Consider the following 23,219-nt stretch of genomic DNA (forward strand, 5'->3'; position numbering starts at 1 on the left):
CTTACAAAAAATAAATTGAGCAACGTTCTCCACTAAAAATAAACGAAAAAACAGCCTGCACGCTCGTTATTCAACGGCAGGTACAGGCTATTTTCATTGTTACGAAGCGCTTCTAGTCCGCTTCAGATAATTGGTACTTGATCCATCTTGCCTTCTTAAAATTGAGGTAAGACCAATGGATTTTGTTGTTGCCAATCTGTCTGATAAAAACGATCATCAATTTGATACGCTAACTTTTTAGACGCAGGTTGTTTCATAAATTCATCTACTTGACGATCAACAGCGAGCCAACCACGCCAACCTAAATGAATCGTGTCCGCCATAAAGTAGCGTTCATTACTACATGTTGAGAAGTCAGCAATGTTAGTAAAGCCTTGCTCTTGAAGTTGATATTTCAGCTTGCGTGCTACTTGTTGCAACATATCTTGTGACAAGCCCGTATAGTCCGACCAACGTTTGTTAACAGGTGGGATTACAAATAAAACATCGACATTTTTTTCTGCTAACTGTTCTAACGCAGCTTGGAAATCACCATATTCTGGAGAAAAACGATAATCCCATTTCTTTTGTGAATGAGCTAATTTCGGTAAAACTGGTTTAATCCGTTGGCGATAAAAACCGTTACTAATTTCAAATTTATTATTATTAATGGCTTTTGCCGCAATTTTTCCAGCTAGCTGATCTAATTCATTAAAATTATAAGTAGCAGGTAATTGTTTCATATCTTTTTCAACAATTGGTTCTCTGCTAACCATGCCAATTTGGCTAAACAATTCATCTTCACGATTCAAGAAACGGAGATTCATTATAAAATAATCTCGTTGAGAGCGTTGGGGAAGTTGCCCTGCCTGCAGATTTGCCAAGGTTTCCATTAAGACTTTGTCTTTTTGAACAACTGGAAATTTGGTCAAACGTTGTGCTAGATATTGGTCACCGCTGGTTAATTCGGTTAAATTAGCTAACCATTGATAGGTTTGTAATTGTGAATAGTGTGCACCAAAACTATCATTAGGTACACCCTTTTTGACAAACCATTGCGGAGATAAAATAAAGACCGCTTTCTTATTGGCAATCGCATCGCCCATCGAATGAATGACCATCGCTTGGGTTAATGACTGTGTGCCCGCTTCTCCTAGTAAAAACGGTCGGTAGTTCCGTTGATACTTTTCAGAGAGCACACTAGGGTGGAAAGCACTAAATCGACTTAATTCAGAAGAGCCAAAAAAAGGAACATATTTACCAGAAGCCACTGCTTTGTTTTTAATCACATTGCCTTTTAAAACGTTCGGTGCCATTGACGTTGATGCTTCCTTCAACGTTTTTTCGGAAGTTAAATTGATTCTGAACGGTGCAAAAAAGAACACTGCAACCAAGACCGCTGAACAAAGCACTGGACCTAAGATTCTGATTAGTCGTTTTTTTCTAGACATTATTGTAAAGCTTCCACTTGTTGAATGATTTGTTTTGGTGTTCCCCATACTTCACGGTCAAAGTCTGATACAGGAACTTGGATTCCTAATTGTCCTTCAATTTCTACTAATAATTGAACCGTTGCTAAAGAGTCCAATAATCCTTCTTCAAATAATTGAATGTCTTGATTGTTCACAACTTCGTCTGTTCCTGTAATATCTTCTAAAATGTTTAATACTGTTTCTTGAATGTTCATTGTAAATTGCCCCTTTATATTTTTATTTTTGTTTATTTAAACCATAGTTTGTCTAAAAATCCTGAGAAAATCAGGAAGCTGACACAAACCGCTTGGAAAGTTAAAAAGACTGCAAATGCATGTGTAAATTTGTTTGATGGTATCTTGTCTTTATGTTTTTTCTTAAAACGTAGCCAAGCATCTGTCACACAAATTAGTGTTGCATGGTAGAGCCCATAAGCGATGTAGAACCACGTTAATCCATGCCAAATGCCCATGATTAAGAACAACGCAAAGTAACCAATATTAGAAGTCACAATCCGACTCTTAAAGACTTTCTTTTTCAATAAGAAAAACATTAAGCGCATGTAAATGTAATCACGGAACCAAAAAGATAAGGTCATGTGCCAACGATTCCAGAATTCTTTAATATTCCAACTTAGGAACGGTTTGTTAAAGTTCATTGGTGTATCATAGCCCATTAAATAACTTGTGCCAACGGCCAGTAAACTATAGCCTGCGAAATCAAAGAATAGATACAAACTGTAATTATACATATAGCCGACTGTCCACCAAGATAAACCACCTTGTGCCAAGGCCATTTTTTCCACATGTGGTAAAAAGACACCACCAAGATAATGACTGATAATAAACTTATATAAAAATCCTAGAAATAAATAAAAAATTCCTTTTTCTAAAAAGTCTAAATATTTCTCCGCACTCGGCGGGTTTTTCAAATCTTTTTCAAAGCGCCGATAACGATCGATGGGTCCTGAAGAAATAGTCGGGAAAAACAAGAGAAACTGAATGTAACGAAACGGATGATATTCTTTCATTACGCCATCCCGTAAATCCATGACCACTTGGACCGCTTTAAAGGTTAAATAAGAAATCCCTAAAAAGCCAAGTAAGGTTGTTTTGCCTGTCATGAAGGGAGAAACTTTCACCCAAACAAGCGGTAATATAGCTAAAAAGACAGCCAGATAAAAGACCCAACCTGCATTTTTATTTTTTCGATAAGCCGCATAGCCCCACGTTAGTAACGTTTGATAAATAACATATACAATCAGAGCGACTCCTTGTTGCCAAAATTCGCCACCAAAACTGATATATAGAAAGACCAGTGTCACGAGTGTTTGGTACCAAGGCCAACGTGTCCCTTTAATGGCTAAAGTTAAAATCATCGGCAACAAGGCCGCAATTAGCAGAACAAAGTAATACGGTGCATTATAGGGAATCATATGAGGAAAATTCATCATGTGGCATTCACCTCATTCATCAACCCTTTCCGATCAATTTTACCATTACTTGTCAAAGGTAATTGTTCAACATATACAAATTTTTGCGGAATCATATAGTCCATTGTCAACGTGGCTAATTCTTGTTTAATTGCCTTAGTTAATTGAAAATCACTTGAAAATTCATGTGCTTGCGGAACGACATAGGCAATTAATTGTTGGACTTTATTTCCTTGATATTTCGGCACAACGACTGCTTGTTTCACGTAGGAAACATTCGTTAAGTGATGATCCACTTCTTCTAACTCAATGCGGTAGCCATGCAATTTAATTTGAAAATCTAAGCGTCCCTCATACTGCAATAGGTTATCGACTAACTTTCCAGCATCGCCTGTGCGATAAGCTGGTACGCCATCTAATTGGAAAAAAGCTTCAGCTGTTTTCGCAGGATTATTTAGATAGCCTTTGGAAACACTTGGTCCAGCAATGACGATTTCACCAATTTCACCTGCAGGTAATTTTGACATGCCTTCCATAATATAAATTTGCGTATCCTCTTTCACATACCCGATTGGTAAACGTTGAACACTTTTTAAAACTTCTTGAGTGATTTCAATGGCACTAATCGCTACAGTCGCTTCTGTCGGCCCATACGTATTATAAATATGCGCAGTTGGGAAACGAGCGGCTAATTTCTCAGCCGTTGGTTTTGGTAATTCTTCTCCACAGAATAAAAACGTGCGCAGTGCTGGTAGATGTTCACCATCGAAGCTTGGTTCCATTAGACACAATTCAATAAAGGACGGTGTTGAAACCCAGACGTCGATTGTTAATTGTGGCAAACGCGTAAATAATTGTTTAAAATCGTTAATGATTTCATTGGGTAACGGAGTTAATGAGCCGCCTAACGCCAATGCGGGATAAATAGACATCACCGATAAATCAAACGAATAAGGTGCCTGTGCTAAAAAGCGGGCCCCTTCTTCTAAACCAAAATCTTGCAACAACCAATTCGTAAAGCTAACTAAATTATCATGGCTGATTTGCACACCCTTTGGTACGCCAGTTGTCCCTGAAGTGAAAATGATATAGTAATTACTTGCTCCTGTGACAGGCGTCAACGCAGGCGCATGTCGAGGTGCATGCATCATCATTTCTGTTAATTCTTCCGCCGTAATTACTGGCACTTCGGTGGCTAACTCAGGCCATTCATGCACAGCAATCACTGCGGTTGGTTTGGCTACGTTTAGAATTAGTTCAATGCGTTCTTTTGGTGTATGTGCATCAATGGGGATATAGCTAAAACCAGCTTTCGATGCGCCTAAAAAACTCACAATCATTTCAAAATCTAATTCTCCATATACGACAATCGCTGACTTGTCCGTTTTCAGCTCAGCTAAATAAGCGGCTAGATTGTCTGACTTTTCTTTTAACTCTCCATACGTAGAGACTTTTTCTTCGGTTAAATAAACAGGCCGTTGGGGTTCTTTACGTGCCCATTCATCAATCGTTTGAATCATATTAATTACTTTTTCCATGTATAGCCGCCTCCTTAAAACTCGTTATAAATGAAGGTTCCTCCATTGATATTCTTGTAATGATAAAGATAAATTAATGCAATGACAATGAAAGAATAAAATAACGTTTTACCGATGAATTTAAGACTTTCGTTATTGAGAATTTTCTGAAAAGTTGTTTTCATTATCATTCACCTCCTAAGGTTAATCGCTATCCATTATTTTATGCTATATTTCAGCAAAGTCCATTGAAATTTCTTACAATTTAATAAAAAAACTAACAATTTCGTCACTTCTTAAATTTTCATGATTTTCATAAACGGAACTCTCATAATTTTTTCGCATAAAGAAACTGTAAAAACCGCTTCACAACGGCTTTTACAGTTTTTTAAAAATGGATGTGTCGAATCATCCGCGCATAAATGGCAGACGTTAAAATATAAAAAATTAGATAAACAATTATTAAGATTCCACAAGAAAGATATACTAACAAATATCCTGGACTCTTAATAAATTGGCTTAACAAATAAATGGCAAAGGTGGTATGCAAAATCCCAATGACCATCGGCGGAAAGAAAATCAAACTATTCTGTCGATAAATTTGCTTAGTTATCGCTTTACTAGAAACACCCATCCGTTTTAAAGTCACGTAATCTTGACGCTCACTTACAGCTGAAAAGAGTTGTCGTAACATCAAAATACTGCCCGTAATAAACAACGCTAAAATTGCCACAAACATGGAGACATATAAAGTCAAGCCGTTAATTTTTCGTTCATAGCGTAAAGAGGCGTAGCGATCATTCATATTTAGCCGCCAAGTTTCTGTGACATCATCTTGCGTATTCTTTGCCTCTTCGTTAGGCATTTGTTTGGCAAAACCACTCAACTGCTGGTTATTTTTTTCATACTTATACAAAATTGGCGCTTGCCATTCTGTGGCAATCTGTTTATTTACGGCTTCATAAAGTTTTTCACGGCTTTTCGTGTCAACATTTACGGCGTTAATCTGATACTGAATGGAATTTTTTGTCACTTTCTGATAAAGGGCATCGGAAACGACAATCGTTGGTAAGGAATATTGCAATAAAAAATTACCTAGATAGTTAGGCAGCACTTGTTGCAGTTGTGCCTTCTCTCCTTCAACAAATTGCAGTTTCGATTCATAACGAGACATACCACTTAAAATATTGGTAAAGCTATCCATATAGATAACACTTTGGTCATTTTTTAAATGTAAATCGTTTAAATAAGGATTAATTTTTTGATAGTTGCGGTAGTTGGAGAAGGATAAAACATTAACTGCTTCAATCGTTTCTTGTTCCTCTTGCGCTTGACCAATTCGCAAACTGCGTTCAATTCCAGTAATTTTATAAGAAAGTATCACTTCATTTTTTATTTTGGTGTCCTTCGCTTCATCGAGAACTTTCTTCAATTTAGGATAGCTTTCCTGTGAAACTAAAAAGTCCACGGGACCATCACTGTTGACCGTGTGCATACTAATCGTATACACAAAAACCATCACGCCAATCCCACTCAAGGCTGTCGCAATTAATAAGGTCAAACCAGTGAGTGTTTTGCTACTTTTAAATAAGTAGCGTTTGGCATTGCCTAAAGTAATCATACGTAAATATTGGTAATACCATTTTTTTCTATGATTAAATAAGCGAATGATAAAATACATGGTATAACGGAAAAATAAATAAGTTCCCACCACACATAGACCCAAAATGATAAAAGGCGTCAATGTAATAATCATCGGAATCGAGATATCCAATGAATCATTTAATTGTTTATACACAATACCTGTCGCTAAATTCCGAAAATCAAACGCAATAAAATAACCAGCCAGTAAACAAATAGGTCCTAAAATACCTAGAAACTGCCGCCGTTTCGTTAAACGACTATAATTAATTTGACCAATTTTTTCTTGGTGCATAAGCTGCGACAATGGATAACGATAAATCATCCAAATACTTCTTAAGCAGACAATCAAAATCATAAATGCAAAAGCTACACCGGTTTCAATAACGGAACGCCAAGAAATATAGAAGAAACTGGGGACTTCTAAAAACATAACTTTGGCTAAAATCATTGAAAACAACTTGGTGAAAATCACTCCTAAAATAATTCCATTAATTAGTGAAACAAAGCCTAAAACTAAATTTTCTACTAAAAAAATTAGTGAAACTTGGCTCTTTCTCAAGCCAATTAATCGATACAAGCCAATTTCTTGGCTACGTTTTCCTATAAAAAAACGATTTGCTGCCAACATAAAGCCCAAAATAATAATGGTGACTAAGGTACTACCGAGTCCTAAAGATCGCTTAATTTCGATATCACGGCCTGCACCTGCGACAAGAGGCTGGTTGTAAGCAATCGCACGGAAACAATAATAAACGACCGCTGCAAAAGTCATACTAATGTAATAAACCAGATAATTAGGTACATGAGCTTTTAAATTTTTTAATGATAGTTTAAAAATCATTTGCGCGCCCGCCTCCACCAATCGTTGCTTGCATATCTATCACACGATTAAAAAATTCCTTACGTGATCCTTGACGAACAACTTCTGAGAAAATCGCACCGTCTTTAATGAATAAGATGCGATTGCAAAAACTGGCCGTGTACGGGTCATGTGTCACCATCAAAATTGTGGCATCATCATGTAGATTAATTTCAGCTAAATATTTCAACAATTCTGTTGCTGATTTTGAATCCAGCGAGCCAGTTGGTTCATCTGCAAAAATAATTTTAGGGTTCGTAATCAAAGCACGAGCAGCTGCTACCCGTTGTTTTTGTCCCACAGATATCTCTGGTGGATAAGCAGATAAAAGCTCCTGAATCCCCAAAATCGAAGTCACATGTAACAAACGTTTATCCATTTCTTCTAATGAAACTTTTTCTACAGCTAAAGGCAACAGAATATTGTCCTTCACATTTAACGTATCAATTAGGTTAAACGATTGAAAAATAAACCCCATTTCGTTTCTTCGAAAATCACTTAATTGATTATCTCGCATTTTTAAAATATCTTGTCCGGCGATGCGCACGATTCCTGCGGTTGGCAAAATAATCGAGGATAAGACATTCAACAGTGTCGATTTCCCAGCACCACTGGGACCCATAATCCCCACAAATTCGCCTTCATCAACGGTAAACGAAATATTATCTAATACTTCTGTTTTATTATTTAAACGACCATATGTCTTGCTGACATGGTTTACTTCTACAATTTTTTTCATTTTTCTCGCTCCAACGTTTTGTTATTACTCTTATTTTACCAAGAAAAAATCTGAATGAACATCGTTTTATCTTACAATATCGTTCGGTAGTCAAAGAATAATTGGCATTTCGTGAATAAATCCGCAAACAATTATTATTTAATAATTGTTATTTTTTAGTGTTGCTTTTAGCAATTTGGCAAAAAAATCTTTGCTGTTTTTTAATTTGGACAAAGAATTTTTTTCACGCAAAAAAATTTGCTCAATCCTTTTCTTCATTTGTTTTCATGTTTTTTCAAAACAGTGCAAGCACAATATATAGTGTTTGTCTAGTGATATTTTACTAAAAATACGCAATATATCGATTGAATTTAGCCGACCTTTGTATTAGGATAGTTACTAACGAGATATAAGGAGCTGGATAAAATGATGAAGATTACTGATGAAAAAGCCGAGGATGTTAATCTCTCAACAATTAAAGTCGTCAAACGGGATGGTCGTTTAGTGACTTTCGATGATCAAAAAATATACGATGCTTTGATCAAAGCTGAACAAAAAATACATGACCAAGTCACTCCTTTGACACATCAAAAAGTCCAATCGATTGTTGCCGATGTCAATCGAGAAATTGCCGAACGTTTTACCAATAACGTAAAAATTTATGAAATTCAAAATATTGTGGAACATACTCTGCTATCCAACAACGAATATGCCTTAGCCGAAGAATACATTCATTACAGAACCCAACGTGATTTTGAGCGTAGTAAAGCGACTGATATTAATGTATCTATCGGCAAATTAATTAATAAAGATCAGACTGTCGTGAACGAAAATGCCAACAAAGACAGTGACGTTTTTAATACGCAACGTGATCTAACCGCTGGGATTGTTGGAAAATCAATTGGTTTAAAGATGTTGCCTTCACACGTGGCTAATGCCCATCAAAAAGGCGACATTCATTACCACGATTTAGATTATCATCCATATACGCCCATGACAAACTGCTGTTTAATTGATTTTAAAGGCATGCTAAACAATGGCTTTAAAATTGGGAACGCTGATGTCGAATCACCAAAATCAATTCAAACGGCCACTGCACAAATTTCTCAAATTATTGCCAATGTAGCTTCCAGTCAATATGGTGGTTGCTCTGCCGATCGGATTGATGAATTATTAGCGCCTTTTGCGGAACGTAATTATGAAAAACATTTAGCAGATGCGCAAGAATGGATTGAAGGAGAAGAACGCCAAAAAGCATTCGCTCGGAAGAAAACGAAAAAAGATATTTTTGATGCCATGCAAAGTCTTGAGTATGAAATTAATACTTTATTTACTTCCAATGGACAAACCCCTTTTACTTCTCTGGGATTTGGTTTAGGTACCAACTGGTTTGAGCGAGAAATTCAACGGGCGATTTTACAAATCCGAATTAATGGCTTAGGGATTGAAAAACGAACAGCTATTTTCCCAAAACTGATTTTCACAATTAAACGCGGCGTCAATGCGCAACCTACTGATCCAAACTACGATATTAAACAGCTGGCACTGGAATGCGCAACGAAACGCATGTATCCTGATGTTTTAAACTATGATAAAATCGTTGAACTAACAGGTAGTTTTAAGGTACCAATGGGCTGTCGTTCCTTTTTACAAGGCTGGAAAGACGAACAAGGTGAAGAAGTAAATGTTGGCCGAATGAATTTAGGCGTTGTGACCTTGAACTTACCAAGAATCGCTTTAGAAGCGCAAGGAAGCCAAGAAAAGTTCTGGCAAATTTTAAATGAACGTTTAGCGATCGTTAAAGATGCTTTGGTTTATCGGGTTGAACGTGTTAAAGAAGCTAAACCAGCGAATGCACCGATTTTATACATGTATGGTGCATTTGGAAAACGTTTAGCTACACAGGATGCCGTAGATGAACTGTTTAAAAACAAACGTGCCACGGTTTCACTTGGCTATATTGGCTTGTATGAAGTGGCTTCTGCCTTTTACGGCGGTGCTTGGGAGGACAATCAAGAGGCCAAAAACTTTACACTGGATATTTTAAAAGAACTGAAAAAAAATGCCGACAACTGGGGCAACGAATACGGCTATCATTTTAGTGTCTACTCTACACCGAGCGAAAGCTTGACTGACCGTTTTTGCCGTTTAGATACTGAAAAATTTGGCATCGTCGAAAATATTACAGATAAAGAATATTACACAAATAGTTTCCATTATGATGTACGCAAAAATCCAACGCCTTTTGAAAAACTTGATTTTGAAAAGGATTATCCAAAATACTGTTCTGGTGGTTTTATCCACTACTGTGAATACCCCATGTTACAGCAAAATCCCAAAGCACTTGAAGCTGTCTGGGATTACGCTTATGACAAAGTTGGCTATTTAGGAACCAATACGCCAATTGATCATTGTTATGCCTGTGGTTTTGAAGGGGACTTCCATCCAACTGAACGTGGCTTTGAATGTCCAGAATGTGGCAATCATGATCCTAAGACTTGTGATGTCGTTAAACGGACTTGTGGTTATTTAGGTAACCCGCAAGCTCGCCCAATGGTACATGGTCGTCACAAAGAAATTTCCTCTCGTGTGAAACATTTAAAAAATTAAACTCGATTATTCTATAGAAAGAAGTTTTGCTGATGCGTAATCCGAAACCACAAGAATGGAAAACCGAAGACTACAGCCAAAAAAAGATTGCCGATTACAAAGCGTTCAACTTTGTTGATGGCGAAGGTGTACGCAATAGTTTATATGTGAGTGGCTGTCTCTTTGCTTGTGAAGGTTGTTTTAACAAAGCTGTCCAAAATTTCAATTACGGTACGCCGTTTACAGAATCTTTAATGAATCAAATTATTGAAGATTTGTCCCATGACTATGTCCAAGGTTTGACTCTTTTGGGTGGTGAACCTTTTCTGAATACAGATGTTTGTCTTAGTGTAGTCAAACGTGTGCGGGAAACATTTGGCTCAGCCAAAGATATCTGGTCTTGGTCTGGGTATACCTTTGAAGAACTACTTTTAGAAACGCCTGATAAGCTTGAACTACTCCATTCAATTGACATTTTAGTTGATGGGCGCTTTGAACTGGCAAAACGTAATTTAAATTTACAATTTCGTGGCAGTAGTAATCAACGGATTATTGATGTACCCAAATCACTTGCTGCTGGCAAAGCTGTTATTTGGGAAAAATGTCATGACGCCGAAACGTCTTATGAACAAATCAAAAAATCAATTTAAAAAAGTTAGCCCTTTAGCCATCTCTTGAGGATGTGTCTAAAGGGCTAACTTTTTTCCCATAAAGGTAAAACAATGTTTTCATACGCTAGTGGATCTAAATTCGTTAAAGTAATGCCTAATAAACGGATTCCTTGTTCTAAACCTAAAATATCTTCCCAAATTAAATTCGCTTGATAGAAAAGTTCTTCTTTTTTAGAAATATATTCAGGTAATGTCACACGTTTCGTAATCGTCGTATAGTCAGTATAACGAACTTTTAGGACTACTGTTTTGCCATGTTTTTGCACTCGTTGCAATGCACGCTCAACACCTGCTGCTAATTGTCTCAATTGAGCCGTAACCTGCTCTTCCGTCGTTAAAGGGGTGCCGTAAGTATGTTCCTTGCCTACCGACTTACGATCTCTAGTCACTTGAACTGGCGCATCATGGATACCACGGACTTTACGATACAATGAATAACCCATTTTACCGAATAACCGAATCAACGTCATCTCATCTTGCTTGTATAAATCTGCTCCAGTAAAAATCCCTAGTTCATGCATTTTAGGCACTGTTTTTTTCCCGATTCCGTGGAAATCTTCAATCGGTAATGCTTTCAAAAAATCTTCGGCCTCTTCTGGTAAGACAACCGTCAGGCCCTTTGGTTTCTGGAAATCTGATGCTAACTTGGCTAAAAACTTATTGTAACTAACACCTGCCGAGCAAGTTAACTGCAATTCATGCCAAATATCATATTGGATCATTTTCGCAATTTTAATAGCCGACTTACTGTTGACCTTATTTTCAGTTACATCTAAATACGCTTCGTCAATAGATACTGGTTCAATCACATCTGTATAGCGGCGAAAAATTTCACGGATTTCTTGAGAAATTTCACTATATTTCTGATAATTACCTGGCTTAAAAATGGCACTTGGACATAGTTCATACGCCTTTTGAGCACTCATAGCCGAGTGAATACCGTACTGTCGAGCAATATAATTCGCTGTAGTCACCACTCCTTTGCCCCCAGTATCACTTGGATGGCGCGCAATAACTAACGGATGTCCTACTAACTCTGGATGATCTCGTTCTTCAACTGAAGCAAAAAACGCATCCATATCTATATGTATAATTTTTCTCGACGTATCTTTTTTTAAGGGAAAACGTAATTCGCTCATCATTTTGATTCGCCTCCTCCCTCCATTATATACGAACGTCCGTTCTTTTTCAAATTGAAACTTCTTTATTTCAACCAGAAAAAGCTGAAAATCCGTGAAGTTATAAACACAGATTTCCAGCTTTTTAATTAAACAACCAATTGTTTTTGTTGATTATAGTAGCCTTTATAGGCAAGATAAGTTGCAATCACTGAACCAATACTTGTTGCTGATAGCAACATAAAAGTCACCATAATCTGATATTTTATCGCATGGACCGGATCAACGCCCGCAAAAATCAAGCCTGACATCATCCCAGGCAAACTAACAATTCCGACAGTTTTGGCAGAATCAATCGTCGGCGCCATCCCGGTTTTCACACTTTGTTGGATAATTGGTAAAGAGGCGAGTTTGATAGTTGCACCTAATGCTAGTTTCTCCATTACCGCTTGCCGTTGGTTTTGAAAAAGAGTATCTAAATTGCGATAGCATAAACCAATTGCCACCATCGAATTGCTGGCAATCATCCCACTGATAGGAATGATTTGAGAAGGAATAAATTTGATAGAACCAGAAAAAATCAAAATACCAATGGTAATTCCTGTGCTACAACCAATTGCAATGAAAGAAATCAAAAAGCCCTTTTGTAATTGCTGGCTGCGTTTTTTTGCATTAAAGGCTGCGTTGGAAACAATCACCAAAACCATGATGAGCGTTAAAATAAGGTTATTGACTTGAAAAACATATTTTAATAAATAGCCGACTGCGACTAATTGAATGACTGCTCGAATCACACTAATAATAATATCTTTGGTAAAACCTAATTTTTCTTTAGTACTAATAATTAATGCGACCACCACTAGCATGGCTGAAAAAAATAAGGATAAATTATTAACTGCTAAATCCATCTGTCGGCGCCACCTTTCCTGCTACAATACGAATCACTTGCTGTGCTTGCTGAATTTCTTCGGTATCATGCGTGACACGAACCAGCGTGACTCCTTGCTCTTTGTTTAATTGGTTTAACAATTGATTGACAATCTGTTTGCTTTCTTCATCTAATCCCGTTGTAACTTCGTCTAATAATAAAACATCTGGTACAAAAATAATGTTTCGTAGCAAAGCAACCCGTTGTCGCTCACCACCAGAGAGTTCGGCTATTTTCTTTTCAAGATAGGCAGCGGGCAATTTCACTTGTTGGAGCAATGCCACGACTTTTTCCTGATTAAACGCTTCTTGTCTGACGGTAAATGGAAATAATAAATTATCATACACGGTTTCACCAAATAAAGTTGGCTGCTGAAAACAATAAGAAACCTTTTGGCGGTATGTTTCGATTGGTATTGTAGTAATTGGCGCTTCTTGATAAAAAATTTCGCCTTCTGTAGGACTTAATAATGAAGATAAAATTTTTAAAAATGTACTTTTCCCGCTACCTGAAGGACCAACAATTGTTGTATTGCTGCCTGTTTCAAATGACAAATCAATATCAGAAAGAATGCTACGACCATTTACTTGATAAGACACGCCTTCTGCTCGCAATAAATTACTCATGTTTCTCTCCTTTTTTAAATGGAATGATATTCTTTATATACTTCTTGTTTTTTTACATTTCTCAATTTGGCCACTTCTTTGATTGCCTCTTTTGAACTCCGTCCCTCTTCCTCCATTAAAACTTGCACATGTTCCTTGAGGGAAATAGCTGGCATTGCTGCTATTGTCTCTTTCTCACCAGTAAATCCGCTAACTAATAAACAACACTCGCCTTTTAGCGTATTTTCTGCTAAATATTCTGTTAGTTCTCCTAAGGTACCACGCAAATACTCTTCATGAAGTTTCGTTAATTCTCGACAAATCACAGCGGGGCGTTCTTGACCATAGACTTCAGCAAACGTTGCTACCGTTTTAGCAATCCGATAGGGGGACTCATAAAAAATCTGTGTCGGCCGTTCTTCTTTTAATGCTGATAACACGTCTTTCTGTTCTTTTTTCTTTCTTGGTAAAAAACCATAAAACGTAAATGGCTGTGGTAAAAGACCCGAGGCAATCAAGGCGGTCATTCCTGCCGTAGGTCCTGGCAAGGCAATCACTGCCAGTTCTTCTTCAAGACATGCTGTAACCAATTCATGACCAGGATCACTAATTGAAGGCATACCTGCATCGCTAACTTGGGCAATCGTTTCACCACTCAGCAATCGTGTAATCAGTTGAGGAATTCGCTCTTTGTAATTATGTTCGTGTAAACTAATTTGTGGTGTTGTAATCTCAAAATGATTTAGCAATTTTTGTGTGTTTCTTGTGTCCTCACTAGCAATTACCGTTGCTTCTTTCAATATGTTTAAACAACGAATACTCATATCTTCTAAATTGCCGATCGGTGTTGGGACAAGATACAATTTTCCTTTTGTTGTTTGCTTATCAAAACTTTTCTGTTTTTGCATAGCGCATCCCTCATTTTCCTTTTTCGTTCTATAAATAGATAAAGGTTTGATTTGACAATCGATTGACTGTCAAACCAAACCTTTCCTTTTTATTTGCAGTGTCCACTAGACTTAACGCGTACGTTCCCCATAAATAACATCAAGACAAAAGGCACATTCTTCATCATTTTCACGTCTTGAACCATATAAAATATTGCAGACATGGAAGCCCTCTTCATAAAGTTTTTCCAAATTCATACGTGATTTTGATAGCTCTTGTTTTTCAGTTTCAGTTGTATTTCCTGCTAACTTATTCAGTTCTTGGAGATGCTCTCGTAAGCGTTGGTTTTCGATTTCCAACGTGGTATTTTTTTCTACCAACTCATGGAGTGCTGCTTTAATTTCTCTTAATTGTGTCACTGAACTGTCTAAATCAGTTTCCAACGAATTTAATCCATCATAGAGCAAACGTTTATCCATTTTGATCACCTTTTTCAGCAGCAACTTTCGCAGTAGCTTCTTTGATTTCTTCGTAATCATAATCCGCTGCGATTTCACGACCATGCAGACGAACTTTGACAATCCGACTTAATAGATTCAACCCGACGACTTTGCCTTTGCCATCTGGTGTTATTACTTCTTTTCCATAATCTGGTAATTCTTTTTTAGCGGCTTCATATTCGTCGTTTTCGTATTTCAAACAACACATTAAGCGGCCACATAATCCCGAAATTTTGACAGGATTTAAAGATAACCCTTGATCTTTAGCCATTTTGATTGAAACTGGCATAAAATCTCCTAGAAATGTTGAGCAACATAGTTGTCTGCCACAAGGGCCAATGCCACCTAATATTTTCGCTTCATCTCGGACACCAATTTGACGTAACTCAATTCGCGTCCGGAAAATAGCCGCTAAGTCTTTGACTAATTCACGAAAATCAATTCGCCCATCTGCCGTAAAGTAAAAAATCATTTTGCTACGATCGAAGGTATATTCTACTCGCACTAATTTCATTTTTAAGTCATGAGCTCGAATTTTTTCATTGGCAATGCTTTTGGCAGCTTCTGCATCAGCCAAATTTTTTTGTTCTTTTTCTAAATCATTGGCTGTTGCTTTATTTAAAATGGGTTTTAGGTCCTCTGGTAAATCGTCTGAATCGACTGTTTTTTTAGGAATAGCAACAGTAGCTAATTGTTTTGACTGTTGAGATTCAACGAGTACTTTCTCATTATAAATATACTCAGATTTTCCAGGAGCAAAATAATAGATATGACCGGCTTCACGGAAGCGAACTCCTACTACTTCTACCATTTTATTCCTCCTAATCTAGTTCAAGTGAACGTCGCTTCAATCGGTTAAGGAACTTGCTGAAACAACTAAGTTCCTACTATATTATGAAACTGAATGCCACTTGGCACTTTTTTCCTTTATGATTTAGGGTGAATCATTTGGATAACTAATTGTTCACAAACATTTTGCCAACTAACATTGGCAGTCCATTTTTGGCGTGCTTTCAAAATTAGCGCCAACCGTTCCGCCTGCTCTTCCGTTACTTTTTTGGCTTGCTGTGTCGCAACACTTTCTTCCAATAATTGACGGTAATAAACCATGAGCAAGTCAAAGCTAAGCGCTTGTTGTTCTTTTTCCTTAAATACTTTGACCATTTTCTTCTGAACGTAGATAAATGCCTGTAAATCATTACTTTTTAGATAATTAAACCATTGCAAAATGATTTCCCTAGCTTCATTAAACCATTCATCTTGAGAGATTTCAACTGCTTTCTCAAAACTATTTGTCAGCTCAGCTAAAAGGGTTGCAGTCTTTTCACCAATCCCCTGTTTGATTAAGCGATCAATTAATGTTTTTTTGACTAATGGTTGAAAATGTAAGGTTTGGCATCGTGATTGAATCGTTGGTAAAATTCGAGAAAGCGAAGTGGTTTCTAAAATAGCTAAAATTTGTCCTTCTGGTTCTTCTAAAAATTTTAAGAGACTATTGGCTGCGCCGGTACTCATTTTATCTGCTTCTTGAATTAAGAAAACTTTTTTAGCAGTCTCGACCCCACTTTTAGAAAACTCCGCTTTTAATTCACGGATTTGGTTCACTTTGATGGTTTGCCCATCTGGCGCAATTCTTAAAACATCTGGATGTTCATTTTCATTAATCCGCACACAATTATGGCATTCGTTACAAGGCTGTTGATTTACTAAATTCGTACAAAAGACATGTTTCGCCATCCATAAGCCAAATTCTTGTTTTCCAGTTCCTGTATCTCCTTCAAAAAGATAAGCATGGGCAAGACGACCATGCTCAAAACTTTTTTGGAGTTGCTTGTACAGCAAAGGTTGCATTTGCTGTAGCTGTTGTGCTTCATTCATCTTAATATTGATGGAATCCTTCAACTGGTAAGACGAAGCAAGTAGCGCCGCCTACTTCAACTTCCACAGGGTAAGGAATTTGGCCATCCATTGTGATATCTAAAGTCACAGGTGTTGAAACATATTGTTTTCTTGATTGACATGTTTCTTTAATTAAAGCTAATGTTTCGTCGACACGTTCATCATCAATCCCAATAATAAATGTGCTGTTTCCCGCTTTTAAGAACCCACCTGTTGAGGATAATTTTGTAGCACGAATATTGGCATCAATAAATTCGTTGGCTAATCGGTTACTATCTTTGTCTTGTACAATGGCTAAAATAATCTTCATGGTCTACACCTTCCTATAATTAAAAGTTTTCTGGATAACGTTCAATAATCGCCTGATACGTTGCTTCTACGACAAGTTCTAAACTCATCCGTGCATCAATCTTTTTGATACGTTGTGGATTTTCTTCTGCTAATTTCAAATATTCATGACGAACACGTTGATGAAATTCTAATCCTTCTGAATCTAAGCGATCAATTTGCTGTGTTCGATTTTCTTGAATCCGCCGTAAGCCAGTATCTGAGTCAACGTCTAAATAAATTGTAAAATCTGGTGAGACACCTTCTGTCGCAAACGCATTAATTGAAGCAATTGGTGCAATCCCAATTCTACGCCCAGCGCCTTGGTAGGCTAATGAGCTGTCAACAAAACGATCACATAGGACTAAATGACCTGCTTCCAAAGCTGGCAAGATTTTTTCCACTAAATGTTGACGACGAGCAGCTGCGTAAAGTAAAGCTTCTGTTCGCTCATCCATTCTGTCATTTCTTGGATCTAAAATAACTGTTCGAATCTTTTCGGCAATCGGTATGCCGCCTGGTTCTCTTGTAGTGACAATTTTTCGTTTTGACTCTTTAGCTAATCTTTCAGAAACTTCCTTCAAAACACTGGTTTTACCAGCGCCATCTGGACCTTCAAATGTGATAAAAATACCCTGCACGTGCGAAAACTCCAATCAATTTTTACTTGTATCTATTATACTTCATCTTGCTCTATCAGTCTAATTGAAATCCTTATGTCCTATTTAAAGTGATGCATCTGCTGAAAAAAAGAAACTGAAAAAGAAGTACGGAAAAGCTTGAACTGCGACATTTTCTCACAGAAACGACCTACTTCGATTTTAACCTCTTTTTCCAACGATGTTTCTTTTAAATTTCTCGACGTCCTTCGACTGCTTTCAGCAAGGTTATTTCGTCTGCATATTCAATATCGCTGCCGACAGACAAGCCGTGTGCCAAACGAGTAACGGTGATTCCAGCTGGTTTAATGAGCCGTGATAAATACATCGCCGTCGCTTCTCCTTCAGTGGTAGCGTTGGTTGCTATAATGACCTCTTTCACTTCATCATCGTGCAATCGTTTGATCAAAGAGGCAATATTAATATCTTCTGGTCCTGTTCCTTCCATCGGTGAAAGCACCCCGTGGAGTACGTGATACAAGCCTTGATATTCACGCATTTTTTCCATTGCCATAACGTCTTTTGGTTCTTCCACTACTAAAATAATACTACGGTCACGATTTTTATCTTGGCAAATTTCACAAGGATCTTCTTCAGTAATATTTCCGCAAATACTACAGAAATGGAGATCTCTCTTGACACTAATTAGCGCTTTTGCAAAAGCATTAGCATCTTCTTCTTTCATATCAATTGTATAAAAAGCAAGCCGTGTCGCTGTTTTTTGACCAATTCCTGGTAATTTCATATAACTTTCAATCAATTTTGCAATCGGTTCTGGATAATTCATGAGGCTTCTACAGTCCTTTCTTAGCAAGGCGTTTCTGTTATTACTGAGCGAGTTACAACAGATTTTGCGTCACTGAATATCTTATCACGCCCTGTCAAAAAAGCAACTGACAATTACTGCTTTCTAATACAAAAACAAGTCGTTAGTTACGAGCACTAAACGACTTGTTTTTGTATTAACCAATCCAGGTTTCGTGTGTATAGGCCATTTCCCAAAAAGCGTATTCCATCTCACTGCTGATAACAAAAGCGGTGATCATAGCTGCTTGTTCTTGTGGTGAACTTTCTTCATATAATTGGTCTAACAGTTGGCGTTCCTCTTGGACGTGTTGGTACGCTTCCTCCCCAGCATAGGTTTCAATCCAACGTTGGTACAGTGGCTCTGGTGAGTGTTGTTTGACTAACTGTGCACCAATTTCTTGATAGAGCCAAGAACAAGGCAACATACTTGCTGCGGCCGTCTTAGGCGTTCCTTCAATAAGTTGGCGATACATATGAGAAACATAGTGATACGCGGTTGGTGCAATCGGTGTCGCTGCAGCTTCTTCTTCCGTAATCGCTAGTTCTTCAAAAAAAGTTTCACGAATAGCTAATTCGCCCAACGCGAGATTTTCCGCATTTGTTAAGAGTAATTTTTTCAATCGAGGTTGTTGCGTTTGTGCCGCAATCAAGCGATAAAGTTGACTAAAGTGTTTTAAATAGTAATGATCTTGAATTAAATAGTAGCGAAAAATCGTTGGACTCAAGGTTCCTTCATGTAACTCTGTGATAAAAGGATGCTGAAAACTTCCTTGCCAAGAAGCTTGCGCTTGTTCTTTGGCTTGTTCTGTAAATGTCATAGGTTTCTCCTTTACGTTAGAAAAATAAACAAATTGGTAAAAATGATGATCAAAATAGCAAGCCCAAGACTGACTTTTGCTGACACAAAATGCTCTTTTCGACTTCTAGTGGCTCCTTCTTCATAGCCATGGGCAGACATTGCTTCCGTATATTTATCTCGCCAAGAAACAGCAACGAGCAGTGTTTTAACATAAAGCATCGGCGACCAAAAATGAAACGTTTTGCCACGGAGTAGGCTTGCTTCTTTTAAATCATTAATTTCTCTTTTCACTTCCGGTAAGGCGTGAACCACCACTAAAATTCCATAAACAAAGTTTGGTGCTAGCCCCTTTTGTTCCAATAACAACAATAATTCTTCAAAATCAACGCCTACAGCAAAAGCTAGTCCTAAACCGGCAAAGGCATACGTTCGACTAAACAAAAGCCAGGCTTGTTGACTACTCGTACCATGCAAATAAATAGACCAAAACGTCCCGATTGCTGGTAAAAGTGGCAAGAAAAATAACCAAAGCAGTAAGCGGGATTTTCGCTGGCCTATTAAAAAAATGATACAACCCATAAAAACCGCCAAATTTGCCAAAATTGACTGAGAAAAAGATAATTCAAAGGTCAAAATAAGAATCAAAGAAGCATAAATTGCTGCATTTGTTTGCTTTATTTGCATGTGGTTCCCTCCTGCCAGATAATCAGTTGTTGCTGCAGCAATTCTATTCGATAATTGCTCACGCCAGAGAGAGGTTCTAGCCGATGCGTGACGATTAGAAAATCTTGTTGCGCACTTTTTTCTTTGATCCATTCAACAAAATAATTGCATGCTCGCTCATCTAATCCAGCAAAAGGTTCATCTAAAAGTAAACAGTCCAAATCTAAGCTCAGCAAACTAATTAATTGCACCATCTTTTTTTGCCCTTCACTTAGTTGAAAAACACTGTGCTCTAGTTTTTCTTTTAAACCTAAAAAAGTTAAGGCTTCCTCTTGTTTTCTTCTTTTTTCTGCTGTCATGTTCTGACCAAACAAAAGCTCTTCTCGTAAAGTCAACGTGACAAACTGACGATTGGCTTGTTGCACCGCTAATGTCATGTGTTGATACAATTTTTTTGAAGCCCGCAAGCGGCGGCCTGCCAAGAACATTTTCCCTTGATATTTTTGTCTCTGAACGATGGCTTTTAATAAGGTGGATTTTCCCGCCCCATTTGGCCCCGTCAACGTGGTAATTCCTTTAAACAAAAGCGCTTCTTTTTCTTCAAGTAGCACTCGTTTTCCCTGAGACAAACGAAAATTTTTCAATTGGAGCATTGGTTGTTTTACCACAGAAGTTGTAAGCTGAAATGTCTGTGGTTTTGTTTTGATAAACGTCAACGGTTGCTTTTCAAACTGGCCATTTTTCAACGTGACGACTTGGTCCACAACATCAGCGTAATCGCTGAAATCGTGGTCGCACACCAAAATCGTTTTGCCTGCTTGATGGAGTCTTGCTAATATTTGAATAAATTGTTTTCGAGAGGTTGGATCAATACTTGCAAAAGGTTCATCTAATAAAAGAATATCTGGGTTCATTGCTAGCAGAACTGTCAACGCCGCTTTTTGTTTTTCACCACCAGATAACGTCGCTAATTCTCGTGTGAATAAGGTTTGAGTCTGAACAAGTTGAAGCGCTGTTTGGATTTTCCGGTTCATTTCTTCAGGCGGGATTCCTAAATTTTCTAAAGCAAAAATCAGTTCTCGTTCCAAGGTTTTCATTGTAAATTGTTGACTGGGGTTTTGAAACAGCATGCCAATTTTTTGCGCCTTTTCACGAGTTGATAATTGTCGACGTTCCATTCCTTCAATCAAAATTTCTCCTTGGTAATCAAGCGGAGCAAATCCGGCAATCAATCGTAAGAGCGTTGATTTTCCACTACCACTATCGCCAATTAATAAGGAAAACGTTCCTTGAGGAATTGCTAAATTTGTCTTTTCAAACAAGGGTTGTTCTCGTGAAAAGGACACAGCTTTTAATTGGATACTATTCATTTTGCCTTCACAGCTAACCCTTGCGCAGACTGATACATTCGTAAAATAACTTTCGTTAAGAAAATACCAAAGAAACAAATAGAAACGAACCGAACGCTAATTAAAGCAATGTTCATCCCCAGACCGTAATTGCCATAACCAAACTTAAAGTATTCATACACATAACTAAAAATAGTCGTCCCAATCGCACTATAAAATAACGTTAGTGTATCGTACCGTTTGTAGCGTGTCACAAAAAAGCCACTTTCACTACCTAGGCCTTGAATCACACCAGAAATTAATACACTAGGTCCGAAATACGAACCATAAAGCATTTCTGCCAAAGCGGCTAAAACTTCCGCCAAAACAGCACTTCCCGCTCGTGGAATCAGCATCGCTGCAATTGGTGCCACCATGGTCCACATTCCAAATAAAAGCTCATTGGCAAATGGACTCAGGCCTAATGGTAACAGCGCAGCATTCAATAACGCATAGAGGAACCCTGCCCCCATAAAAACACCGCCAAACAAAAAGGCTAAAAAAGCGAGTAAGACGACTTGTTGCAATGACCATTTTTTCAATAAAAAAACTCCTTTCTCTTAACAAAAAGCAAAAGGAGTGACTTAAATAAACCCTGATAAAAGAAAACACACTCATCCTAGGACAGAATGAGTGCGTGAAAAATCAAAGTAAATCGGCATTTCCCTGCGACAGTACTAACTGCATCAGGTTCAATGGGTATCATCTCAGCCATAACAGCACCCCAAATGTTTTTTATTAAAATGTACTTTTACTATAGCATAGAATAATTATAAAAACTAGTCTTGGCACTTTTTTCTTTCATCAAAAGCTGAAGAAATCAAACAATTTTGTAAGATAACTGTTAGGCAAATAAATGGTTGGTTTTTCTGGACTTTGTTATATTGTTCTTTATGAAAGAGAGGCGTTTATACTATGGGTAAAACATTAACTGGCTTTCACTTGAAAGTCATTGGGGTTATTTCAATGGTCTTTGACCATCTATTGCAATTTTTTAGTTTTTTAGGCGTGCCTGGTTGGTTCGGATGGATTGGACGAATTGCTGCACCTATTTTCTTATTTGAAAGTTCTGAAGGCTTCATTCACACAAGCAATCGGCGAAAATACATGTTCCGGTTATTGTTAGGCTTCTGGATTATGGGGATTCTGAACGGCATTTTAAATGCGTATTTTTCAACAGGTGGCTTAATTATCAATAATATTTTTGGGACGTTATTTTTAGGTACGGTCTACATGCAGTCTATGGACTATTTTAAACAAAAACAAATTGGTAAAGGGCTTCTTTGGTTTATTGTGCCTTTATTAATCAGTGCTCTACCTCTCGTTGTTTTTAGTTCTCCAGACATATTAAGCAACCCTGCTATCTTAATTGGTTTCCAACTTTTCAATCTGATTGTGCCATCACTAATGATGACAGAAGGTGGGTTTTTATTTGTTCTCTTGGCCGTGGCTTTTTATTTATTCCATGGCAAAAAGTGGTTACAAATTTCAGCAATTGGCGTTGTTGCGTTGATTTCAGCAGCCAGCTATAATTTCCAAGAACTATTCGGGGTGAACCACCAATGGATGATGATTTTAGCAGCGATTCCAATTGTTCTTTATAATGGTGAAAAAGGCCGTGGCATGCGGAATTTCTTTTATATTTTCTATCCAGCTCACATTGCTATTTTTGCAATTATTAGTTTCTTCATGCAACGTTAATTATTTTCTGCTTGACGATTGCCTAAAAACTGTTTACAATGCAACATGTAAACAAA

The 23,219-nt window shown here is 37.5% G+C and carries 24 protein-coding genes and 1 riboswitch; of the genes, 3 read left to right on the forward strand and 21 right to left on the reverse strand.

Features of this window, described 5'->3' with window-relative positions; genetic code table 11:
* Window positions 1–155: 155 nt before the first annotated feature.
* From dltD to IGL37_RS10925, 7 genes are all read right to left on the reverse strand, one after another.
* Complete coding sequence (gene dltD / locus IGL37_RS10895; protein ID WP_002356390.1) at window positions 156–1,430, reverse strand: D-alanyl-lipoteichoic acid biosynthesis protein DltD; 1,275 nt, start codon at window positions 1,428–1,430, stop codon at window positions 156–158.
* Window positions 1,430–1,666 carry a D-alanine--poly(phosphoribitol) ligase subunit DltC gene (gene dltC / locus IGL37_RS10900; protein ID WP_002356389.1) on the reverse strand — a complete coding sequence of 79 codons (237 nt, stop codon included), beginning with the start codon at window positions 1,664–1,666 and terminating at the stop codon, window positions 1,430–1,432. The genes dltD and dltC overlap by 1 nt, the downstream gene beginning before the upstream one ends.
* 32 nt (window positions 1,667–1,698) lie before the next feature.
* A complete protein-coding gene (dltB, locus tag IGL37_RS10905) occupies window positions 1,699–2,904 on the reverse strand; it encodes a D-alanyl-lipoteichoic acid biosynthesis protein DltB (RefSeq protein ID WP_002372329.1) in 1,206 nt (401 codons plus the stop codon).
* Window positions 2,901–4,421: a D-alanine--poly(phosphoribitol) ligase subunit DltA gene (gene dltA / locus IGL37_RS10910; RefSeq protein WP_002368807.1), complete on the reverse strand. Its 1,521-nt coding sequence runs from the start codon at window positions 4,419–4,421 to the stop codon at window positions 2,901–2,903. Before dltA ends, dltB begins: the two co-directional genes overlap by 4 nt.
* Window positions 4,422–4,435: 14 nt before the next feature.
* Window positions 4,436–4,585: a teichoic acid D-Ala incorporation-associated protein DltX gene (locus IGL37_RS10915; protein ID WP_002356384.1), complete on the reverse strand. Its 150-nt coding sequence runs from the start codon at window positions 4,583–4,585 to the stop codon at window positions 4,436–4,438.
* 203 nt (window positions 4,586–4,788) lie between these two features.
* Window positions 4,789–6,885 (reverse strand): ABC transporter permease, encoded by a 2,097-nt coding sequence (locus tag IGL37_RS10920; protein WP_033917829.1) that lies wholly within the window; start codon window positions 6,883–6,885, stop codon window positions 4,789–4,791.
* Window positions 6,875–7,642 carry an ABC transporter ATP-binding protein gene (locus IGL37_RS10925; protein WP_002356382.1) on the reverse strand — a complete coding sequence of 256 codons (768 nt, stop codon included), beginning with the start codon at window positions 7,640–7,642 and terminating at the stop codon, window positions 6,875–6,877. The genes IGL37_RS10920 and IGL37_RS10925 overlap by 11 nt, the downstream gene beginning before the upstream one ends.
* A 405-nt stretch (window positions 7,643–8,047) precedes the next feature.
* On the opposite strand from IGL37_RS10925, the gene nrdD reads away from it, so the two are divergent.
* Window positions 8,048–10,231, forward strand: a complete 2,184-nt coding sequence (gene nrdD, locus IGL37_RS10930) for an anaerobic ribonucleoside-triphosphate reductase (protein ID WP_002385686.1) — start codon at window positions 8,048–8,050, stop codon at window positions 10,229–10,231.
* A gap of 32 nt (window positions 10,232–10,263) precedes the next feature.
* Window positions 10,264–10,860 carry an anaerobic ribonucleoside-triphosphate reductase activating protein gene (gene nrdG / locus IGL37_RS10935; RefSeq protein ID WP_002356379.1) on the forward strand — a complete coding sequence of 199 codons (597 nt, stop codon included), beginning with the start codon at window positions 10,264–10,266 and terminating at the stop codon, window positions 10,858–10,860.
* 44 nt (window positions 10,861–10,904) lie between these two features.
* Here nrdG and dinB read toward each other — a convergent pair whose 3' ends face one another.
* The 14 genes from dinB to IGL37_RS11005 form a co-directional block, all read right to left on the reverse strand.
* A complete protein-coding gene (gene dinB / locus IGL37_RS10940) occupies window positions 10,905–12,020 on the reverse strand; it encodes a DNA polymerase IV (protein ID WP_023894966.1) in 1,116 nt (371 codons plus the stop codon).
* Between the two features lie 128 nt (window positions 12,021–12,148).
* Entirely contained in the window at window positions 12,149–12,907 is a 759-nt protein-coding gene (locus IGL37_RS10945) for an ABC transporter permease (RefSeq protein WP_002356377.1), read from the reverse strand.
* Window positions 12,891–13,553, reverse strand: coding sequence for an ABC transporter ATP-binding protein (locus tag IGL37_RS10950; protein WP_002378641.1), 663 nt, complete (start codon window positions 13,551–13,553; stop codon window positions 12,891–12,893). Before IGL37_RS10950 ends, IGL37_RS10945 begins: the two co-directional genes overlap by 17 nt.
* A gap of 14 nt (window positions 13,554–13,567) precedes the next feature.
* Window positions 13,568–14,440, reverse strand: a complete 873-nt coding sequence (gene rsmI / locus IGL37_RS10955; RefSeq protein WP_002356373.1) for a 16S rRNA (cytidine(1402)-2'-O)-methyltransferase — start codon at window positions 14,438–14,440, stop codon at window positions 13,568–13,570.
* Window positions 14,441–14,551: 111 nt separating this feature from the next.
* A complete protein-coding gene (locus IGL37_RS10960; protein ID WP_141415440.1) occupies window positions 14,552–14,899 on the reverse strand; it encodes a DNA replication initiation control protein YabA in 348 nt (115 codons plus the stop codon).
* A complete protein-coding gene (locus IGL37_RS10965; protein ID WP_002356371.1) occupies window positions 14,892–15,731 on the reverse strand; it encodes a PSP1 domain-containing protein in 840 nt (279 codons plus the stop codon). Before IGL37_RS10965 ends, IGL37_RS10960 begins: the two co-directional genes overlap by 8 nt.
* A gap of 116 nt (window positions 15,732–15,847) precedes the next feature.
* Complete coding sequence (holB, locus tag IGL37_RS10970) at window positions 15,848–16,798, reverse strand: DNA polymerase III subunit delta' (RefSeq protein WP_002384059.1); 951 nt, start codon at window positions 16,796–16,798, stop codon at window positions 15,848–15,850.
* A 1-nt stretch (window position 16,799) separates the two neighbouring features.
* Window positions 16,800–17,129, reverse strand: a complete 330-nt coding sequence (locus IGL37_RS10975) for a cyclic-di-AMP receptor (protein ID WP_002356367.1) — start codon at window positions 17,127–17,129, stop codon at window positions 16,800–16,802.
* 19 nt (window positions 17,130–17,148) lie between these two features.
* Window positions 17,149–17,787 carry a dTMP kinase gene (gene tmk / locus IGL37_RS10980; RefSeq protein WP_002356366.1) on the reverse strand — a complete coding sequence of 213 codons (639 nt, stop codon included), beginning with the start codon at window positions 17,785–17,787 and terminating at the stop codon, window positions 17,149–17,151.
* A 208-nt stretch (window positions 17,788–17,995) separates the two neighbouring features.
* Complete coding sequence (gene recR / locus IGL37_RS10985; protein ID WP_002356363.1) at window positions 17,996–18,592, reverse strand: recombination mediator RecR; 597 nt, start codon at window positions 18,590–18,592, stop codon at window positions 17,996–17,998.
* Window positions 18,593–18,767: 175 nt separating this feature from the next.
* Complete coding sequence (gene tenA, locus IGL37_RS10990; RefSeq protein ID WP_002370541.1) at window positions 18,768–19,430, reverse strand: thiaminase II; 663 nt, start codon at window positions 19,428–19,430, stop codon at window positions 18,768–18,770.
* A gap of 11 nt (window positions 19,431–19,441) precedes the next feature.
* Window positions 19,442–20,095 (reverse strand): CbiQ family ECF transporter T component, encoded by a 654-nt coding sequence (locus IGL37_RS10995; RefSeq protein ID WP_002359432.1) that lies wholly within the window; start codon window positions 20,093–20,095, stop codon window positions 19,442–19,444.
* The gene (locus tag IGL37_RS11000) at window positions 20,086–21,444 is read right to left on the reverse strand and encodes an ABC transporter ATP-binding protein (RefSeq protein ID WP_002365067.1); all 1,359 of its coding nucleotides are present in this window, start codon (window positions 21,442–21,444) and stop codon (window positions 20,086–20,088) included. The genes IGL37_RS10995 and IGL37_RS11000 overlap by 10 nt, the downstream gene beginning before the upstream one ends.
* Entirely contained in the window at window positions 21,441–22,004 is a 564-nt protein-coding gene (locus IGL37_RS11005; RefSeq protein WP_002359429.1) for an ECF transporter S component, read from the reverse strand. Before IGL37_RS11005 ends, IGL37_RS11000 begins: the two co-directional genes overlap by 4 nt.
* A gap of 104 nt (window positions 22,005–22,108) precedes the next feature.
* A riboswitch (TPP riboswitch) is annotated at window positions 22,109–22,199 on the reverse strand.
* Window positions 22,200–22,377: 178 nt separating this feature from the next.
* Between IGL37_RS11005 and IGL37_RS11010 the strand changes: the two genes are divergently transcribed.
* Window positions 22,378–23,163, forward strand: a complete 786-nt coding sequence (locus IGL37_RS11010) for a TraX family protein (RefSeq protein ID WP_002362333.1) — start codon at window positions 22,378–22,380, stop codon at window positions 23,161–23,163.
* Window positions 23,164–23,219 lie beyond the last annotated feature (56 nt).

This window comes from Enterococcus sp. AZ119, assembly GCF_050546175.1.
Classification (GTDB): domain Bacteria; phylum Bacillota; class Bacilli; order Lactobacillales; family Enterococcaceae; genus Enterococcus; species Enterococcus faecalis.

Excerpts from the sequence above, each read along its gene's own strand:
- dltB (WP_002372329.1), bottom strand. The coding sequence starts at position 2,904 with ATGATGAATTTTCCTCATATGATTCCCTATAATGCACCGTATTACTTT.
- IGL37_RS10945 (WP_002356377.1), bottom strand. The coding sequence starts at position 12,907 with ATGGATTTAGCAGTTAATAATTTATCCTTATTTTTTTCAGCCATGCTA.
- IGL37_RS10915 (WP_002356384.1), bottom strand. The coding sequence starts at position 4,585 with ATGAAAACAACTTTTCAGAAAATTCTCAATAACGAAAGTCTTAAATTC.
- dltD (WP_002356390.1), bottom strand. The coding sequence starts at position 1,430 with ATGTCTAGAAAAAAACGACTAATCAGAATCTTAGGTCCAGTGCTTTGT.
- IGL37_RS11000 (WP_002365067.1), bottom strand. The coding sequence starts at position 21,444 with ATGAATAGTATCCAATTAAAAGCTGTGTCCTTTTCACGAGAACAACCC.
- rsmI (WP_002356373.1), bottom strand. The coding sequence starts at position 14,440 with ATGCAAAAACAGAAAAGTTTTGATAAGCAAACAACAAAAGGAAAATTG.
- IGL37_RS10920 (WP_033917829.1), bottom strand. The coding sequence starts at position 6,885 with ATGATTTTTAAACTATCATTAAAAAATTTAAAAGCTCATGTACCTAAT.
- IGL37_RS10950 (WP_002378641.1), bottom strand. The coding sequence starts at position 13,553 with ATGAGTAATTTATTGCGAGCAGAAGGCGTGTCTTATCAAGTAAATGGT.
- IGL37_RS11010 (WP_002362333.1), top strand. The coding sequence starts at position 22,378 with ATGGGTAAAACATTAACTGGCTTTCACTTGAAAGTCATTGGGGTTATT.
- tenA (WP_002370541.1), bottom strand. The coding sequence starts at position 19,430 with ATGACATTTACAGAACAAGCCAAAGAACAAGCGCAAGCTTCTTGGCAA.
- dltA (WP_002368807.1), bottom strand. The coding sequence starts at position 4,421 with ATGGAAAAAGTAATTAATATGATTCAAACGATTGATGAATGGGCACGT.
- IGL37_RS10960 (WP_141415440.1), bottom strand. The coding sequence starts at position 14,899 with ATGGATAAACGTTTGCTCTATGATGGATTAAATTCGTTGGAAACTGAT.
- dinB (WP_023894966.1), bottom strand. The coding sequence starts at position 12,020 with ATGAGCGAATTACGTTTTCCCTTAAAAAAAGATACGTCGAGAAAAATT.
- dltC (WP_002356389.1), bottom strand. The coding sequence starts at position 1,666 with ATGAACATTCAAGAAACAGTATTAAACATTTTAGAAGATATTACAGGA.
- nrdG (WP_002356379.1), top strand. The coding sequence starts at position 10,264 with ATGCGTAATCCGAAACCACAAGAATGGAAAACCGAAGACTACAGCCAA.
- holB (WP_002384059.1), bottom strand. The coding sequence starts at position 16,798 with ATGAATGAAGCACAACAGCTACAGCAAATGCAACCTTTGCTGTACAAG.
- IGL37_RS10995 (WP_002359432.1), bottom strand. The coding sequence starts at position 20,095 with ATGCAAATAAAGCAAACAAATGCAGCAATTTATGCTTCTTTGATTCTT.
- IGL37_RS10975 (WP_002356367.1), bottom strand. The coding sequence starts at position 17,129 with ATGAAGATTATTTTAGCCATTGTACAAGACAAAGATAGTAACCGATTA.
- nrdD (WP_002385686.1), top strand. The coding sequence starts at position 8,048 with ATGATGAAGATTACTGATGAAAAAGCCGAGGATGTTAATCTCTCAACA.
- IGL37_RS10925 (WP_002356382.1), bottom strand. The coding sequence starts at position 7,642 with ATGAAAAAAATTGTAGAAGTAAACCATGTCAGCAAGACATATGGTCGT.
- IGL37_RS10965 (WP_002356371.1), bottom strand. The coding sequence starts at position 15,731 with ATGGTAGAAGTAGTAGGAGTTCGCTTCCGTGAAGCCGGTCATATCTAT.
- recR (WP_002356363.1), bottom strand. The coding sequence starts at position 18,592 with ATGAATTATCCAGAACCGATTGCAAAATTGATTGAAAGTTATATGAAA.